Origin of the sequence: Azospirillum isscasi, assembly GCF_030849505.1 — a bacterium.
GTDB lineage: Bacteria > Pseudomonadota > Alphaproteobacteria > Azospirillales > Azospirillaceae > Azospirillum > Azospirillum isscasi.
Genome location: NZ_JAUJFI010000134.1, coordinates 1 through 16031 on the forward strand (window position 1 = coordinate 1; position 16031 = coordinate 16031).

General features: G+C 69.2%; 16 protein-coding genes. 6 read left to right on the forward strand and 10 right to left on the reverse strand.

The genetic code is table 11. The annotated features are described in order from the left end of the window. The 3 genes from QSG27_RS21590 to QSG27_RS21600 all read left to right on the forward strand — a co-directional run. The coding region (locus QSG27_RS21590) for an OmpA family protein (protein ID WP_306709750.1) at window positions 1–392 on the forward strand (392 nt) is incomplete at its 5' end. 105 nt (window positions 393–497) lie between these two features. Continuing rightward, complete coding sequence (locus QSG27_RS21595; protein WP_407653254.1) at window positions 498–1637, forward strand: DNA repair protein RecN; 1140 nt, start codon at window positions 498–500, stop codon at window positions 1635–1637. Between the two features lie 36 nt (window positions 1638–1673). Next, the gene (locus QSG27_RS21600; protein WP_306709753.1) at window positions 1674–2993 is read left to right on the forward strand and encodes a peptidoglycan -binding protein; all 1320 of its coding nucleotides are present in this window, start codon (window positions 1674–1676) and stop codon (window positions 2991–2993) included. On the opposite strand, the gene QSG27_RS21605 is transcribed toward QSG27_RS21600, so the two are convergent. The 10 genes from QSG27_RS21605 to QSG27_RS21650 form a co-directional block, all read right to left on the reverse strand. Then, on the reverse strand, window positions 2984–4495 hold the full coding sequence (locus QSG27_RS21605) for a carboxypeptidase M32 (protein ID WP_306709755.1): 1512 nt from the start codon (window positions 4493–4495) through the stop codon (window positions 2984–2986). The two genes, QSG27_RS21600 and QSG27_RS21605, sit on opposite strands and share 10 nt — an antisense overlap. Then, window positions 4492–5238 carry an SURF1 family protein gene (locus QSG27_RS21610; protein ID WP_306709757.1) on the reverse strand — a complete coding sequence of 249 codons (747 nt, stop codon included), beginning with the start codon at window positions 5236–5238 and terminating at the stop codon, window positions 4492–4494. Before QSG27_RS21610 ends, QSG27_RS21605 begins: the two co-directional genes overlap by 4 nt. Before the next feature lie 2 nt (window positions 5239–5240). Next, complete coding sequence (locus QSG27_RS21615) at window positions 5241–5615, reverse strand: DUF983 domain-containing protein (RefSeq protein ID WP_306709759.1); 375 nt, start codon at window positions 5613–5615, stop codon at window positions 5241–5243. An 80-nt stretch (window positions 5616–5695) separates the two neighbouring features. Further along, complete coding sequence (locus tag QSG27_RS21620) at window positions 5696–6574, reverse strand: cytochrome c oxidase subunit 3 (protein ID WP_306709760.1); 879 nt, start codon at window positions 6572–6574, stop codon at window positions 5696–5698. 63 nt (window positions 6575–6637) lie between these two features. After that, window positions 6638–7237, reverse strand: coding sequence for a cytochrome c oxidase assembly protein (locus QSG27_RS21625; RefSeq protein ID WP_306709762.1), 600 nt, complete (start codon window positions 7235–7237; stop codon window positions 6638–6640). Between the two features lie 51 nt (window positions 7238–7288). Next, window positions 7289–7423 (reverse strand): hypothetical protein, encoded by a 135-nt coding sequence (locus tag QSG27_RS21630; protein ID WP_306709764.1) that lies wholly within the window; start codon window positions 7421–7423, stop codon window positions 7289–7291. Beyond that, window positions 7420–8334, reverse strand: a complete 915-nt coding sequence (gene cyoE, locus QSG27_RS21635) for a heme o synthase (RefSeq protein WP_306709765.1) — start codon at window positions 8332–8334, stop codon at window positions 7420–7422. Before cyoE ends, QSG27_RS21630 begins: the two co-directional genes overlap by 4 nt. Window positions 8335–8416: 82 nt before the next feature. Continuing rightward, window positions 8417–10036: a cytochrome c oxidase subunit I gene (gene ctaD / locus QSG27_RS21640; protein WP_306709767.1), complete on the reverse strand. Its 1620-nt coding sequence runs from the start codon at window positions 10034–10036 to the stop codon at window positions 8417–8419. A 67-nt stretch (window positions 10037–10103) separates the two neighbouring features. Then, window positions 10104–10964 carry a cytochrome c oxidase subunit II gene (gene coxB / locus QSG27_RS21645; protein WP_306709769.1) on the reverse strand — a complete coding sequence of 287 codons (861 nt, stop codon included), beginning with the start codon at window positions 10962–10964 and terminating at the stop codon, window positions 10104–10106. A 484-nt stretch (window positions 10965–11448) separates the two neighbouring features. Beyond that, the gene (locus tag QSG27_RS21650; RefSeq protein ID WP_306709771.1) at window positions 11449–12810 is read right to left on the reverse strand and encodes a DUF3422 family protein; all 1362 of its coding nucleotides are present in this window, start codon (window positions 12808–12810) and stop codon (window positions 11449–11451) included. Between the two features lie 170 nt (window positions 12811–12980). Between QSG27_RS21650 and tldD the strand changes: the two genes are divergently transcribed. From tldD to QSG27_RS21665, 3 genes are all read left to right on the forward strand, one after another. Then, complete coding sequence (tldD, locus tag QSG27_RS21655) at window positions 12981–14414, forward strand: metalloprotease TldD (RefSeq protein ID WP_306709773.1); 1434 nt, start codon at window positions 12981–12983, stop codon at window positions 14412–14414. Between the two features lie 95 nt (window positions 14415–14509). After that, the gene (locus QSG27_RS21660) at window positions 14510–15034 is read left to right on the forward strand and encodes a glycine cleavage system protein R (RefSeq protein WP_306709775.1); all 525 of its coding nucleotides are present in this window, start codon (window positions 14510–14512) and stop codon (window positions 15032–15034) included. Between the two features lie 104 nt (window positions 15035–15138). Then, a partial coding sequence (locus QSG27_RS21665) for a YjbH domain-containing protein (RefSeq protein ID WP_306709777.1) occupies window positions 15139–16031 on the forward strand: 893 nt, incomplete at its 3' end.

Consider the following 16031-nt stretch of genomic DNA (forward strand, 5'->3'; position numbering starts at 1 on the left):
CCCCGCCGCCCGACCGGACGCAGACCGCCGCCCTGCCGCCACCGCAGCCCAAGGCGCCGCCGCCGCCCGCCCTGCCCCGCATGGAACCGCTGACCGTCCTCTTCGACGGCGCCGCCACCGCGCTGCCCGAACCGGCACAGGCGCGGCTGGACGCCATCGCGGAGCGCATGAAGGCCAACGGGCTTCTGCGGCTTCAGATCCGCTCCTACGCCAGCGGCACGCCGGAGACGGCGCGCGAGGCGCGGCAATTGTCGCTGGCCCGCGCCCTGGCCGTCCGCGAGAGGCTGGGAACCGCCGGGATCGCCAGCACCCGCGTGGACATCCGCGCCCTGGGCATGGAGGCGGGCGGCGGCGCGCCGGACCGGCTGGACATGGAGTTCCTGAACCAGTGACCCGACACCCCTAGCCCGGTCCGCCGCCTGACCCTTATCCCCTGGACGAGAGTGCCCATGGCCGCCATCGCCCCGTCGTCTCACCCACTGGAGGAGCCTTCCCCGATGACGCGCCCGGAGCGCTTCCTGACACGGATGATCCTCTTCCTGGTGGTCGTGGGAAGCGTGACGGCGTTGCTGTTCCCGGCCCTGCGCGCCGCCTTCATGAACAACCCGGCGCTGAACGGGCTGATTCTCGGCACGCTGCTGGCCGGCATCCTGTTCATCTTCCGGCAGGTGCTGATGCTGCGGCCCGAGGTGGCGTGGCTGGAGCATTTCCAGTCCAACCACCCCGCCGCGGGCGGGCCGGAGCCGGTGCTGCTGGCCCCCATGGCGCGCATGCTGCGGGAACGGCGCGGGCGGCTGACCCTGTCGGCGCTGTCGATGCGCTCCCTGCTCGACGGCATCGCCTCGCGGCTGGACGAGTCGCGGGAGTTGTCGCGCTACCTGATCGGGCTGCTGATCTTCCTCGGCCTGCTGGGCACCTTCTGGGGCCTGCTGCACACGGTGCAGTCGGTCGGCTCGGTCATCGGCGGGCTGTCGGTGCAGGGCGGCGACGTGGGGGCGATGTTCAGCAACCTCCAGCACGGGCTGGAGGCGCCGCTGACCGGCATGGGCACGGCCTTCAGTTCCTCCCTGTTCGGTCTGGCGGGGTCGCTGGTGCTGGGCTTCCTGGAGCTTCAGGCCAGCCAGGCGCACAACCGCTTCTTCCAGGACGTGGAGGACTGGCTGTCCGGGGCCACCCGGCTGTCGAGCGGGGCCGGCGGCAGCCTGGAGACCGGCGACCAGTCGATGCCGGCCTATCTGACGGCGCTTCTGGAACAGACGGCGGAGAACCTGGATTCGCTCCAGCGCACCGTCGCCACCGCCGAGGAGGGCCGCCGGTCGGCCAACGCCAACCTGATGGCCCTGACCGAGCGGCTGAGCACCCTGACCGACCAGATGCGCGCCGAACAACAGCTCCTCCTGCGGCTGGGCGAGAGCCAGCTTGAGATGAAGGGGCTGCTCGACCGGCTGTCGGACGCCGCCATCGGCGGGTTCGACGACGCCTCGCGCCAGCATCTGCGCAACATGGACATCTACCTCGCCCGCATGGTCGAGGAGTCGTCCACGGGCCGGGTCCAGGCCGTGCAGGAGATCCGCAGCGAGATCAAGCTGCTGGCCCGCACCATCGCCGCCCTGGCCGAGGAATCGGAACAGCGCTGACGTCTTTCTCCCCGTCCGCCGGAGGGACACCCCGCCATGCCCAGCATCAGCCGCCGCAACGGCCACCGCGAGGCCAGCGCATGGCCCGGATGGGTGGACGCGCTGTCGTCCCTCGTCATGGTGGTCATCTTCCTGCTGATGATCTTCGTCGTCGCCCAGTTCTACATGGCGACCGCGCTGACCGGGCGCGACGAGCAGCTCGGCAGCCTGAACCGCAAGGTCGCGGAGCTGAACGACCTGCTGGCGCTGGAGCGGGACGCCAACGCCGACCTGCGGATCAACGTCGCCCAGCTTTCGGCGGAGTTGCAGGGTTCCGTCGCGGCGCGGGACACCATGACCAGCCGGATGGCCACGCTCCAGGGCGACCTCGACCACGCCACCCGCGCAGCGGAGGAATTGCAGCGCACCATCCGCGCCGACAAGGAGAGCATCGAACTGAAGCTGGCCGAGGCCGCCAGCCTTCAGGCCGACCTGAAGGCGCTGCGCGAGGCCCGGACCAGACTGGAAGGTGAACTGGCCGCCGCCGCCGCTCAGCAGCGCCTGACGGAGGAGCAGCGGCAGGCCCTCCTGGCCGAACTCGGCGGGGAGCGCGACCGCGCGAAGGCGCTGGAGTCGCGGCTCGCCACGGCGGACGAGAAGACGATGCTCGCGCAGAAGGACATCGAGAAGCGCGACATCCGCATCACCGAACTGATGGCGTCCCTGTCCGCCGAACAGGGCGAGACGGGCAAGGCGAACCAGCAGGTGGACCTTCTGAACCGGCAGATCGCCGCCCTGCGCGAGCAGCTCGCCCGCATCGGCGCCGTTCTGGAGATCTCGGAGAAGAAGGCGGAGGAGCAGCAGGTCCAGATCGCCGAACTCGGCTCGCGGCTCAACCAGGCGCTGGCCGCCAAGGTACAGGACCTCGCCCGCTACCGCTCGGAGTTCTTCGGGCGGGTGCGCGAGGCTCTGGGCAACCGGCCCGACGTGCGCATCGTCGGCGACCGCTTCGTCTTCCAGTCGGAGCTTCTGTTCCCCTCCGGCTCGGCGACGTTGGAAGAGGCGGGCAAGCAGCGGCTGGCCGCGCTGGCGCACACGCTGATCGAGATCGGACGGACGATTCCGCCGGACATCAACTGGGTGCTGCGCGTGGACGGCCACACCGACGTGCGCCCGGTGCGCATCCAGTTCGCGTCGAACTGGGAGCTGTCGGCGGCGCGGGCGATTTCGGTCGTGAAGTACCTGATCGACCAGGGCATTCCGGCGGACCGTCTGGCCGCCGCGGGCTTCGGCGAATATCAGCCGCTCGATTCCGGCACCAGCGACGAGGCGCTGGCCCGGAACCGGCGGATCGAGGTGAAGCTGGATCAGCGGTAGGGAGCGGAAGCCCCCAGATAGCGGCTTTCCAGATGCCGCCGGAACACCGCCGCGTCGAGCGGGCGCCCGGTGACCGCGGTCAGCAGATCGTCGCCGGATGCGTAGAAACAGCCCTTGCCATGAACGTTCACGCCCAGCCACGCGGCCAGCGGCCCCAGGTCGCCGCGCGCCAGGGCCGGGCGGATGTCCGGATCGGCCTCCGCCGCGGCTTCGAAAAGCTGGGCGGCGGTCATGGCGCCGATCGTGTAGCTTGGGAAATAGCCCCAGGCGCCGGACGGCCAGTGGATGTCCTGAAGGCAGCCCTGCCGGTCGTCCGGCGGCACCACCCCGACCAGCTCCCTCATGCCGTCGCTCCAGGCTCCCGGCAGGTCGGCCAGGGCGAGGTCCCCGCCGATCAGCGCCTTCTCCAGCCGGTAGCGCAGGATCACATGCGCCGGGTAGGTCACCTCGTCGGCGTCCACGCGGATGAAGCCGCGTTCCACGCGGCTGTAGAGGCGGCGGAGGTTGTCCGGCTCCCAGGCCGGACCGGAGCCGCCGAACGCCTCCCGCGCGACCGGCGCCAGCCAGCGCAGGAATTCCGGGGCCCGGCACGCCTGCATCTCCACGATCAGCGATTGGCTCTCGTGCACGGCCATGCCGCGGGCCAGCCCGACCGGCTGGCGCAGCCAGTCCCGCGGGCGGCGCTGCTCGTAGAGCGCGTGGCCGGTTTCGTGCATCACGCCCATCAGGGCCTTGGTGAAGTCGGCCTCGTCGTAGCGGGTGGTGATGCGCACGTCCCCGGTGGCGCCGCCGCAGAAGGGGTGCAGCGACACGTCCAGCCGCCCCCGCGTGAAGTCGAACCCCGCCGCCCGCATCAGCCGCTCGCCCAGCGCCTTCTGGTCGGCGACGGCGAAGGGACCCTCGGGCCGCAGCGGCGCCGGTTCGGCGGCCTGACGGTCGAGGACGCACCCGATCAGCTCCGGCAGGAAGCCGGCCAGCCCGGCGAACAGGGCGTCGATCCGCCCGGAGCGGGCGCCGGGGTCGTGCTCGTCCAGCATGGCGTCGTAGGGCGACAGGCCCATGGCCGCCGCCTTGGCCTCCCCGCACTCCCGCACGCGGCGCAGCACCTCCGACAGGGTGGGCAGCAGCATGGCGAAGTCGCCCTCCGCCCGCGCGGTGCGCCACGTCATCTCGCAGGCGGAGATGGCCTTGCTGGTCGCCTCGATCAGGTCGGCGGGCACGGCGGTGGCGTGGCGGTGGGTGCGCCGCATCTCCCGCAGGTTGGCCGCCTGCCAAGCGTCCAGCCCGCCCACCGATTCCGCGTCGGCCAGCCAGTCGGCCACGCGGGGGTCGGTTTCCAGCTCGTGGGCCAGAACGGTCAGGGTGGCGGTCTGCTCCGCCCGCCCGTCGCTGGAGCCGTCGGGCATCATGGTCTGGCTGTCCCAACTCAGGATGCCCAGCGCGTCGCCGATGGCGGCGATGCGGGCGAAGCGGCGTTCCAATTCCCGATAGGCGGCGGTCATGGGGTGGATCTCCGGCGCTGGGACAGGACATAGACGACGGCCAGCGTCGCGGCGAGGCTATACCAGGTGAAGGCGTATTGCCTATGGTTGTTGGGCAGCTCGACCAGCGGCTGAATCCCGTTCAGCGGCGCGTTGCCGCGCGCCGGGTCGGGCGTGGCCTCCACCGCCAGCGGGGCGACGTTCTCCAGCCCCACGGCGGCGGCCATGGCCGGCGGGTCCAGCCGCATCCAGGACTCCGCCCCCGGACGGTTGCCCGGCTGGAGCCAGCCGGCGGGATGCGGCAGGCGGACCAGCCCGCTGACGGTCACCGGCCCCTCCACGCGGCTGTCCGGACGGCTGGCCGGGTCGCGCCGGTCCATGGGAAGGAAGCCGCGGTTCACCAGCACCACGCCGCCGCCGTCCGAGGCCGGGCGTTGCAGTGGGGTCAGCAACTCGTAGCCCGCCTGTCCCTGGCGGGGCCGGGCCACCAGCAGCATCTCCTTGTCATTCAGGAAGCGCCCGGCGACGGTCACTGGGCGGAACTCCAGCGCCTCCGGATCGGTGATGACGGACGGCAGGGGAACCGGGGCGGCGTGCAGGCGCTGCTCCACCCGGCGGACCAGATCCTCCTTCCAGTGCAGACGCTGCATCTGCCATGTGCCCAGCCCCAGCATGACCAGCACGGCGGGCACGGTGATGAGCGTCGCCCACAGCGACGGGCGGAAGCGGCGGGGTTCGGTGGCGGCGCTCATGGTCACTCGCATGGTCACGCTTCCGGGTCCTCCAGCTCGTTGCGGCGGTGGCGGTACTGGAGCGCCACGACATAAGCCTTGGCCGGGCGCAACATGCCGAGCGCCAGCCCCAGCACGACGATGCTCCACACGATGGCGTGCAGCCACAGCGGCCAGTCCACCGACATCGACACCCACAGCGCCACCGGAACGACCAGGAAGCCCAGGATGAAGATCAGGAACACCGCCGGCCCGTCGCCGCTGTCCTGCCGGGCGAGGTTCAGGCCGCAGACCGCGCAGCGCTCGTTGACCGTCAGATAGCCCTGGAACAGCTTGCCCCGTCCGCAGCGCGGGCAGGCGCAGCGCAATCCGGCGGTCAGCGGCGACAGGTTCGGATAGTGGGTGATCAAATGACCCGCCTCCTTCCGGGAACGGGAAGCCCCTCTCCCCCGGCGGAGGAGAAGGGCTTCGCAAGGCGACAGGGGTGGGATCAGTGCCCGCCGGTGGCGCCCAGGGACCCCCACCAATAGATCGACACGAACAGGAACAGCCACACCACGTCCACGAAATGCCAGTACCAGGCCGCCGCCTCGAAGCCGAAATGGCTCCGCGGGGTGAAGTGGCCCTTCATGGTGCGGAACCAGCAAACCGCCAGGAAGATGGTGCCGACGATGACGTGGAAGCCGTGGAAGCCGGTCGCCATGTAGAAGGTGGACGGGTAGATGCCCTGCTTGAAGCCGAAGGCGGCGTGGGCGTATTCCCAGCCCTGGAAGAAGGTGAACATCACCCCCAGCAGGACCGTCAGGCCCAGCGCGCGGGCCGCCTCGCTGTTGCGGCCCTCCAGGATGGCGTGGTGCGCCCAGGTGACGGTGACGCCCGACAAAAGCAGGATCAGCGTCATCATCAGCGGCAGGTGGAAGGTCTCCAGCGGCGTGATGTTCGGCGGCGGCCAGACGCCCTGCGGGTTCTCCGCGAACACCTTCGGGTAGAGGGCGGAGTCGTAGAAGGCCCAGAAGAAGGCGGCGAAGAACATCACCTCCGACGCGATGAACAGCGCCATGCCATAGCGCAGGCCGATCTTCACCACGGGGGTGTGCGCCTTCTCGCGCACCGCCTCCCTGATGATGTCGCGCCACCAGCCGAACATCACGGCCAGCACGGACGCGAAGCCGAGCGCCGCCAGAAGCCAGCCCCCGTCGTGCATGTAGATGACCATGCCCGTCGCGAACAGCCCGGCGGCGAAGGCGCCCAGCAGGGGCCAGGGGCTCGGCTTCACCAGATGGTAGGGATGCGGGATGCCGGCGCCTTCGCCCGCGCCGTGCGCGGAGGCTGGAGGGTGCGGCATATGCGCGTGCGTGATGTCGGCCATCGTCTCTTTCCAACCCCGGTTTGTTTCGCCCGATTTCTTCGTTCAGACTCTTGGTCCGTGTCCTCAGTTCGCCGCCGTGCCGTTGCTCCTCGCGCCCGCCGCCTGCTGCGCCAGCACCTGGGTTTCGTCCTTGGCGCGGAAGAAGGTGTAGGACAGGGTGATGGTGGTCACGTCCTCCATCGCCGGATCGTCGGCCATCGACGGATCGACGAAGAAGGCCACCGGCATGTCCACCGACCGTCCGGGCTCCAGCACCTGCTCGGTGAAACAGAAGCACTCGATCTTGTTGAAGTACTTGCCCGCCTTGTCCGGCGTGACGTTGTAGAGCGCGGTGCCCACCGTGGGGCGGTCCGCCCGGTTGGCGGCCTGATAGGCGGCCAGCCCCATCTCGCCCAGCTTCACCGTCAGCTCCCGCTGCTCGGGCCTGAAGCTCCAGGGCAGCGACTGGTTCACGTCGGCGTTGAAGCGGACCTTGACGACGCGGTCCACCTGCCGCGCGGGTGCCGCGTCGGCCCGCTGGGTGGTGCCGCCGAAGCCGGTCACCTGGCAGAACAGCGCGTAGAGCGGCACCGAGGCGTAGGCCAGCCCGACCATCCCAAAGACGAGGCCGAACAACCCGGCCAGGAACAGGCGGTTCTTCCGCCGCAATTCGTGGTCGCTCATGGCGCCGCTCCCTCCCCTGCCGTTCGTCCGGTCGCTGCGGTCAGTTTGCGGTCAGTTGCCGCCCATGCGCACCAGCGTGATGATGTAGAACAGCACCACCAGCGCCATCAGCGCGGCCAGGACCGCGTAGTTGCGCCCGCGCAGCCGCTTGCGCCGTTCCTCGTGGGATTCGTCCATGATCGTCATGCCCCGCCTCCGGTCAAAAGGCGCTCGCCCACCAGCAGGGCGAACAGCAGGAACAGGTAAAGGATCGAGAAGCCGAACATCTGCTTGGCCGGCTTGTCGTCGGTGGCGCGCAGCACGCGGACCGCGCACAGCACGAACAGGGCGCCCAGCAGGCTCGACCCGATGAGATAGCCGATGCCGCCGATACCCATGAAGTAAGGAGCCGCCGCCACCGGCAGCAGGACCAGCGTGTAGGCCAGCATCTGCCGCTTCGTGGATTCCGGCCCGGCGACCACCGGCATCATCGGCACCCCGGCGCGCGTGTAGTCGCCGTTGCGGAACAGCGCCAGCGCCCAGAAATGCGGCGGCGTCCACAGGAAGATCAGCAGGAACAGAAGGATGGAGGGCAACTCCACCCCGCCCGTCACGGCCGCCCAGCCGATCATCGGCGGAAAGGCGCCGGCGGCCCCGCCGATCACGATGTTCTGCGGCGTCCGCCGCTTCAGCCACATCGTATAGACGAAGACGTAGAAGCCGATGGTCAGCGCCAGCAGCGCCGAGGCCGCCCAATTGACCGCCAGCCCCATCACCACGACGGAGGCGGCGGCCAGGATCACCCCGAAGGCCAGCGCGTTGTCCGGTTCCACCCGCCCCGACGGGATCGGGCGGCGGACGGTGCGCGACATCACCGCGTCGATGTCGCGATCGTACCACATGTTGATGGCGCCCGAGGCCCCGGCCCCGACCGCGATGCACAGCACCGCCACCGCCGCCAGCACGGGGTGCAGGTGGCCGGGCGCCAGCACGAGGCCGGCCAGCCCGGTGAACACCACGAGCGACATCACCCGCGGCTTCAGCAGTTCGATGTAGTCACCCGGCGTCGATCCGGAGACCGGACCTGTCGAGACCCGTTCAATGCTCAGGTCCGTCATTCTGCACTATCCTCTGAAGTCGCGGCACTCTGACCGGGGGAGCCTCCCGGCCCCCCGGCGCCGTGGCCGCGTCCGATTGACGTCACTTCACCTGCGGCAGCGTCTCGAAGGCGTGGAACGGCGGGGGCGAACTGACCGTCCACTCCAGCGTGCCCGCCTGCGGTCCCCAATAGGCCGCATCGACCTTCTCGCCGCTGCGCAGGGTCTTGTACGCGATCCACACGAACAGAAGCGTGGACGCAAAGGAGAGATAGGCTCCGAACGAGGAGATCATGTTCCATCCGGCGTAGGCGTCCGGATAGTCCGGGATGCGCCGCGGCATGCCGGCCAGCCCCAGGAAATGCTGCGGGAAGAAGACCAGGTTCACGCCGATGAAGGTCGTCCAGAAGTGAACCTTGCCCCAGAATTCCGGATACTGGCGCCCCGACATCTTGCCGATCCAGTAGTACCAGCCGGCGAAGATCGAGAAGACCGCGCCCAGCGACAGCACGTAGTGGAAGTGCGCAACGACGTAGTAGGTGTCGTGCAGCACGATGTCCATGCCGCCGTTGGCCAGCACCACGCCGGTCACGCCGCCGACCGTGAACAGGAAGATGAAGCCGAGCGCCCACAGCATCGGAGTCTTGAACTCGATCGACCCGCCCCACATGGTGGCGATCCAGGAGAAGATCTTCACGCCCGTCGGCACCGCGATGATCATCGTGGCGGCTGTGAAGTAGGCCTTCGTATCGACGTCGAGGCCCACCGTGTACATGTGGTGCGCCCACACCACGAAGCCGACCACGCCGATGGCGACCATCGCGTAGGCCATGCCGAGATAGCCGAACACCGGCTTCTTCGAGAAGGTCGAGACGATGTGGCTGATGATGCCGAAGCCCGGCAGGATCATGATGTAGACTTCGGGGTGGCCGAAGAACCAGAACAGGTGCTGGAACAGGATCGGGTCGCCGCCGCCCTCCGGGTTGAAGAAGCTGGTGCCGAAGTTGCGGTCGGTCAGCAGCATGGTGATGGCGCCGCCGAGCACCGGCACGGCCAGCAGCAGCAGGAAGGCCGTCACCAGCATCGCCCACACGAACAGCGGCATCTTGTGCAGCGTCATGCCGGGTGCGCGCATGTTGAAGATGGTGGTGATGAAGTTCACGGCCCCCAGGATCGACGAGGCGCCCGCGAGGTGAAGGGCGAAGATCGCCATGTCCACCGACGGCCCGCTCTGGCCCAGCGGCGAGGACAGCGGCGGGTAGATCGTCCAGCCCGTGCCGGCCCCCTGCCCCACGAAGGCGGAGCCGAGCAGCAGCAGGAAGGCCGGGACGATCAGCCAGAAGCTGATGTTGTTCAGCCGCGGGAAGGCCATGTCGGGCGCGCCGATCATCAGCGGCACGAACCAGTTGCCGAAGCCGCCGATCAGCGCGGGCATCACCACGAAAAACACCATGATGAGGCCGTGCGCGGTGATCAGCACGTTCCAGACCTGCCCGTCCGCGACGAACTGCATGCCCGGCGACTGGAGTTCCAGCCGCATGATGACCGAAAACAGTCCGCCGATCAGCCCGGCGGTCACCGAGAAGATCAGGTAGAGCGTTCCGATGTCCTTGTGGTTCGTGGAGAAGAACCAGCGCTCGACGAAGCCCGGCATGTGATGGTCGTGGTCATGCCCGTGCCCGTGCCCGTGGCCTTGCGCTTCCCCCGGATTGGCGTTTGCCATGTCTCTAACCCTCGCGTCGGCGGAATGGTTTTTTCTTTGAGTCGCCGCTGTGCGCTGTGCGCGCTGCTTACTGGACGGCCCCGGCGGACGGCGCCCCTGAGGACGGAGCCTGGGCGACGTCGCGCTTGGTGTCGGGTGTCCCGTAAGCGGTCTTGGCCTTCTCCACCCACTGGGCGAAGGCTTCCTTCGACACGGCCTCGACCGCGATCGGCATGAAGCCGTGGTTGACGCCGCAGATCTCGGAGCACTGGCCGTAATAGACGCCTTCCTTCTCGATCCGCACCCAGGTCTCGTTGGCGCGGCCCGGCACGGCGTCCTTCTTCACGCCGAAGCTCGGCACGGCCCAGGAGTGGATCACGTCGCCGGCGGTGACCAGGACCCGCACCGTCGTGCCGACCGGCAGCACGACGCGGTTGTCCACCTCCAGCAGGCGCTTCTGGCCGGGCTTCAGTTCGGATTCCTGGATCATGTAGCTGGAGAAGGCGATGTTGCCGTGGTCGGGATACTCGTAATCCCAGAACCACTGCCGCCCCGTGACCTTGAGGGTCATCTCCGCCTCCGGCACCCGCTCCGCCTGATAGAGCAGCTTGAAGGACGGCACGGCGATGACGATCAGGATGATGACCGGAATGACCGTCCAGGCGATTTCCAGCACCGTGTGGTGCGAGGTGGTGGACGGCACCGCGTTCTTCTTCGCGTTGAAGCGCACCACCACCAGAACCAGCAGCGCCAGCACGAACAGAACGATGGCGACGATGATGACCGTCAGCAGGCTGTGGAAGGAATCCATGGCGTGCTTGACCGGCGTAGCCGCCTCCTGAAGCCCCAGTTGCCAGGGGTGGGGTTCGGCGGCGGAACCGTTCGCGGCAAATCCACACAAAGATGTCAGCGCCGCCACAACGGCAGCGTTCAGGGTCTGCGTCTTCATCCCCAACCCTCTCGTTGCCCGCTGCCCACGGTCGCGGGCGGCGGTCGTCCCTTCCCGCCGGACCCGCCTTCGCCCCTGATTCTCTGGTGCGCTCCATCCCTGTCGGACGGTTGCGCGGCCGGGCGTTGCGGCGGTGCCGGTTTATGCAGGGATCGTGCCGTTCGTGGGTGGCGCGGCCCCCGCAGCGCGAGCTTAACCCTGCACTGCGCTTGGGTACAAGTCAGGTGTCCCTACACGAAGGACATAGGCGCAATGCCGGTTTCAGGCCCGCATCAGAACAGAAGTTGAGTTTCAGCATCAGCTTAACACTGCGACAAGCTGTCGCAGTTTGATGGTATAGCGAATTGTCTCGGAAAATCAAGTTTTTAGGCTGCACGTCCCGAAAGCGGGACGCAAGGGACCTTAAGCGGACCGCGCCGTTCCGGCCGCCGTCCGCTTCGCGGTATTCGCCCACCGCGTTAGCCCCGAAAAGTCTCCGAAGACGTCAGTGTCCGCCGGTGATGACCTTGCGGATCCGGCGCACGCCGGACCAGACGAAGGCGATGACGATGGGAATCATCAGCCCGACGAGCAGATCGGGATCGACCTTCATCCCGAGTCCCTTCAGCCCCTTCGCCGCATAGCCGACGATGCCGACGAGGTAGTAGCTGATCGCCACCACCGACAGCCCTTCCACCGTCTCCTGCAGGCGGAGCTGCAACTGCGCCCGCTTGTCCATGGAGAGGAGAAGCTCCGCGTTCTGCCCTTCCACGGCGATCTCCACGCGGGTGCGCAGCAGGTCGCTGGCGCGGGCCACCCGCTGCGACAGGGCGTGCAGGCGCGATTCCACCGCTTCGCAGGTGCGGATGGCCGGGGCGAGGCGGCGGTCCATGAACTCGCCCACCGTGGGCAGCCCCTCGATGCGGATTTCGCGCAACTCCACGATCCGCTTTTCCACGAGGTTGTAATAGGCCCGCGCCGCGCCGAAGCGGTAGGCGGTCTCCGCTGCGATCTGCTCGGTCTGGGCGGCCAGCAGGGTCAGCCGGTCCAGCAGTTCCCGCTCGTCGTCCAATCCGCGCAGGGTGGCGATGCGGGCGGTCAGGTCGGCCAGATCGGCCTCGATGGGGCCGATGCGCGGCAGCACGCCGCGCGCCACCGGAAGCGCCAGAAGCGCCATCACCCGGTAGGTTTCGATCTCCAGAAGCCGCTGCACGACGCGGCCCGCCTGGTTGGAGGTCATGGCGTGATCGGCGATCAGGATGCGCGAGAAGCCGTCGCCATGGATGCGGAAGTCGGTCCAGGCCGTCGCCGCGCGTCCGGAGATGCGCGTGCCGATGTAGCTCTGCGAGCCGAACATGGCCGCCAGCATGTTGGCCGAGGGTTCCGGCGAGTCGGCGTCCAGAACCGCGACATGGACGCCAACCATCAGCTCGCCCGGCAGCCCGGCCTGCCATTCCCGGGGCACCGCGTTCAGCGCCGGTTCCAGGAAGGGGTCCACCAGCACGCCCGCCGGGGACGCGGCGCCGGGGCGGAAGACGGTCCAGGTGGAAAATTCGGTGTGGCGCTCCCACTTCAGACGGAAGCTGCCGAAGGAGCCGCTGTAATGGGTCGCCCCGGCGGGCGGGCGCGGCACGCCGGCCCAGTCGCACAGCTTCTCCAGATGCAGCCGGTCGGCCTCCGCCGCGCCCTCTCCCGACAGCATCGCCAGCATGGTGGCGCGCACCGGGGTGGACAGCATTTCCGGCGGGCGGGTGTGCACCTCGTTGGTCAGGGTCACGCGCAGCGCGTGGTCCTTCAGGGGATGGGCCAGGGAACGGGCGCCGTCTCCGTTGCCGGTGCGGCCCATCGCCAGCGCGTCGTCGGTCATCGCGGCCATTCCCTTTCGAAGCCCCTGTTCCGGCAGACGACGAGCCTTGCCGGATGGACCGCCCGTCGCCACACTATAGTTCTCTGATCTTAGAGCACATCGCGGGTGCGGGCGCGAGAGCGCCGGTGCCGCATCGTTGTCCTACGAAAGACCGACAGCCCGGAGTTCCCATGAGCGCGCTTGCCGTCACCGACGATCTGTTCTTCAACCGCGCCGGCCTGGACCGTTCCCGTATCGAGGGGGTGGTCGCCGACGCGTTGCGCGGGGCGGACGACGGCGAACTCTATCTGGAATATTCGCAGAGCGAGTCGCTGGGCTGGGACGACGGCAAGCTGAAGTCGGCCAGCTTCGACACCACCCAGGGCTTCGGCCTGCGCGCCATCGCCGACGAGGCGACCGGCTTCGCCCATGCCTCCAGCCTGTCGGAGGACGCCATCCGCCGCGCCGCCGCGACGGTGCGCGCCGTCCAGGCCGGCCACGCCGGGACGGTCGCGGAGCCGCCCGCCGGCACCAACCGCGCCCTCTACATGCCCGACAACCCGCTGCCGCTGGTCCCCTTCGAGGCGAAGGTGAAGCTGCTGGCGGAGATCGACGCCTACGCCCGCGCCAAGGACCCGCGGGTCCGGCAGGTCTCCTGCTCGATCAGCGGCGAGTGGCAGGCGGTGCAGATCATCCGCGCCGACGGCGTGCGGGTGGCCGACCTGCGCCCGCTGGTGCGGCTGAACGTCTCCGTCGTGGTGGCCGAGGGCGACCGCATGGAATCGGGCGGCCACGGCGGCGGCGGGCGCGTCACCTACGAGCATTACATGCAGCCGGAGACGTGGCGGGCCTTCGTGGACGAGGCTCTGCGCTCCGCCCTGGTCAACCTGTCCTCGGTCCCGGCCCCGGCGGGCGAGATGACCGTCGTTCTCGGCAACGGCTGGCCCGGCATCCTGCTGCACGAGGCGATCGGCCACGGGCTGGAGGGCGACTTCAACCGCAAGAAGACCTCGGCCTTCGCCGGGCTGATGGGCCAGCGCATCGCCGCCCCCGGCGTGACCATCGTGGACGACGGCACCATCGAGAACAGCCGCGGCTCCATCACCGTGGACGACGAAGGCACCCCCGGCCAGTGCACCACGCTGATCGAGGACGGCATCCTGGTCGGCTATATGCAGGACCGCATGAACGCCCGGCTGATGGGCATGCGCCCGACCGGCAACGGGCGGCGCCAGAGCTTCGCCTGCCATCCCATGCCGCGCATGACCAACACCGTGATGCGCCCCGGCCCCTATGTGCCGGAGGAAATCATCAGGTCGGTCAAGAAGGGCCTCTACGCCAAGAATTTCGGCGGCGGCCAGGTGGACATCACCAGCGGCAAGTTCGTCTTCTCCGCCAACGAGGCGTACCTGATCGAGGACGGCAAGCTGGGTCCCGCGGTGAAGGGCGCCACCCTGATCGGCAACGGCCCGGACAGCCTGACCCGCGTGTCGATGATCGGCAACGACACGAAGCTCGACCCCGGCGTCGGCATCTGCGGCAAGGACGGCCAGGGCGTTCCCGTGGGCGTCGGCCAGCCGACCCTGCGCCTGGACGGCCTGACCGTGGGCGGCACGGCGGCGTAAGGACTCCCTTCTCCCCCCGGGAGAAGGCCAGGATGAGGGGGGCGCCGAAGGCGCGCCGTGCCGCCTCATCGAGGGCTTCAGCTTCGGAGGTTGCGGTGTCGTCTCGCGCCCTGGTTTCGACCGTCTGTCCCGACCGCGTCGGTCTCGTCTCGGCGGTCACCGGCCATCTGTTCGGGTTGGGCGCCAACCTCCGCGACGCCACCTTCGCGGTCATGGGGGCGGGGGCGGAGTTCTCGGCGGTCTGCGAACTGCCGGACGGCGTCGCCGTGGAGGAGGTCCAGGACGGGCTGGCCAGCCTGCCGGAGCTGGCGGGCGCGCAGATCAAGGTCACGCCCTTCGCCTTCGATCCCGACCCCGGCCCGCTGGCCCGCATCACCCACCGGGTGGAGGTGTCGGGCGGCGACCAGCCCGGCCTGATCGCCCGCCTGTCGGAGATCTTCACCCAGTTCGAGGCGAACATCGTCCGGCTGGATGCCCAGACCCTGCCGGACCACGAGGGCGGGCGCTACACCATCCGCTTCGCCGTCTCGATCCCGCCGGAACGCGCCGGCACCTGCCTGTCCGCCATCGCCAACACGGCGGAAACCATGGGCCTGACCTGCACCGCCGAAGCGCTGTGACCTCCCGGTCCCCTCTCCCGCTCCGGGAGAGGGAATGAGGGTTGCATTCATACGCATGACAATGCCATGGATCGGGAATTCCTCCCGAACAACTCCACCATGGCGTGAAACGCATTCTCCTCGTCCTGGCGCTGTCACTCGCCGCCCTGCCCGTGCGGGCGGAAGGGCTTGAGCCGACCTTGTCCGACTGGGGAACCGCCGGGCTGCTCCAGACACCGACCGCGCGGGGCCTTCCGGACGGCACCGTCACCGCCGGGCTGACCGTGCTGGGGGGCCTGCACCGGCATCTCTTCGCCGGGGCGCAGCTTCTTCCCGGCCTGGAGGTCACCCTGCGCGACAGCGTGTACCCAAGCTGGCACGGCCTCAGCGAACCGGGGGTGGACGCGAAGCTGCGCCTGCTGCGCGAAGGGCCATGGTGGCCGGCGCTGGCCATCGGGGGGCGGGACGTCACCGGCAGCGGGCTGGACCTGCCGGGCAAGGGCCGCTTCGCGGGGGAGTATCTGGTCGCCTCCCGCCGCTGGTGGGACGCCGATCTCAGCCTGGGCATCGGCTGGGGCGGGCTCGGCGACTACGGGCATTTTCGCAACCCGCTGCGCGCCCTCGGCGGTCGTTTCAAGCGCGACCGCAACCCCGCCGATCCCTCCGCCCGCGGGCCGGAGGCGTGGTTCACAGGGGAGCGCGCGGCCCTGTTCGGCGGGGTGGAATGGCACACGCCCCTGGAGGGCCTGAGCGTCAAGCTGGAATACAGCGCCGACAGCTTCCGCGCCCAACAGCAGGACGACCCGAGCTTCCTGCCCGGCCTGCCGCTGAACGCCGGTCTCGCCTACCGCCCCTGGCGCTGGCTGGAGCTGGGGGCCGGTGTCGAGCAGGGATCGCGGGCCATGCTGCGCCTCGCCGCCCGCTTCGATCCGCGGGCGGAGGCGGAGACCACCCCGCGCACGCCGCCGCCCGCGGTCGGTGCCCGTCCGGCCTCCGCGGACTCCGCCCTGCCCGCCGC

Coding starts and splice junctions, on each gene's coding strand:
- QSG27_RS21595 (WP_407653254.1), top strand. CDS start 498: ATGACGCGCCCGGAGCGCTTCCTGACACGGATGATCCTCTTCCTGGTG.
- QSG27_RS21600 (WP_306709753.1), top strand. CDS start 1,674: ATGCCCAGCATCAGCCGCCGCAACGGCCACCGCGAGGCCAGCGCATGG.
- QSG27_RS21605 (WP_306709755.1), bottom strand. CDS start 4,495: ATGACCGCCGCCTATCGGGAATTGGAACGCCGCTTCGCCCGCATCGCC.
- QSG27_RS21610 (WP_306709757.1), bottom strand. CDS start 5,238: ATGCGAGTGACCATGAGCGCCGCCACCGAACCCCGCCGCTTCCGCCCG.
- QSG27_RS21620 (WP_306709760.1), bottom strand. CDS start 6,574: ATGGCCGACATCACGCACGCGCATATGCCGCACCCTCCAGCCTCCGCG.
- QSG27_RS21625 (WP_306709762.1), bottom strand. CDS start 7,237: ATGAGCGACCACGAATTGCGGCGGAAGAACCGCCTGTTCCTGGCCGGG.
- QSG27_RS21630 (WP_306709764.1), bottom strand. CDS start 7,423: ATGACGATCATGGACGAATCCCACGAGGAACGGCGCAAGCGGCTGCGC.
- cyoE (WP_306709765.1), bottom strand. CDS start 8,334: ATGACGGACCTGAGCATTGAACGGGTCTCGACAGGTCCGGTCTCCGGA.
- ctaD (WP_306709767.1), bottom strand. CDS start 10,036: ATGGCAAACGCCAATCCGGGGGAAGCGCAAGGCCACGGGCACGGGCAC.
- coxB (WP_306709769.1), bottom strand. CDS start 10,964: ATGAAGACGCAGACCCTGAACGCTGCCGTTGTGGCGGCGCTGACATCT.
- QSG27_RS21650 (WP_306709771.1), bottom strand. CDS start 12,810: ATGACCGACGACGCGCTGGCGATGGGCCGCACCGGCAACGGAGACGGC.
- tldD (WP_306709773.1), top strand. CDS start 12,981: ATGAGCGCGCTTGCCGTCACCGACGATCTGTTCTTCAACCGCGCCGGC.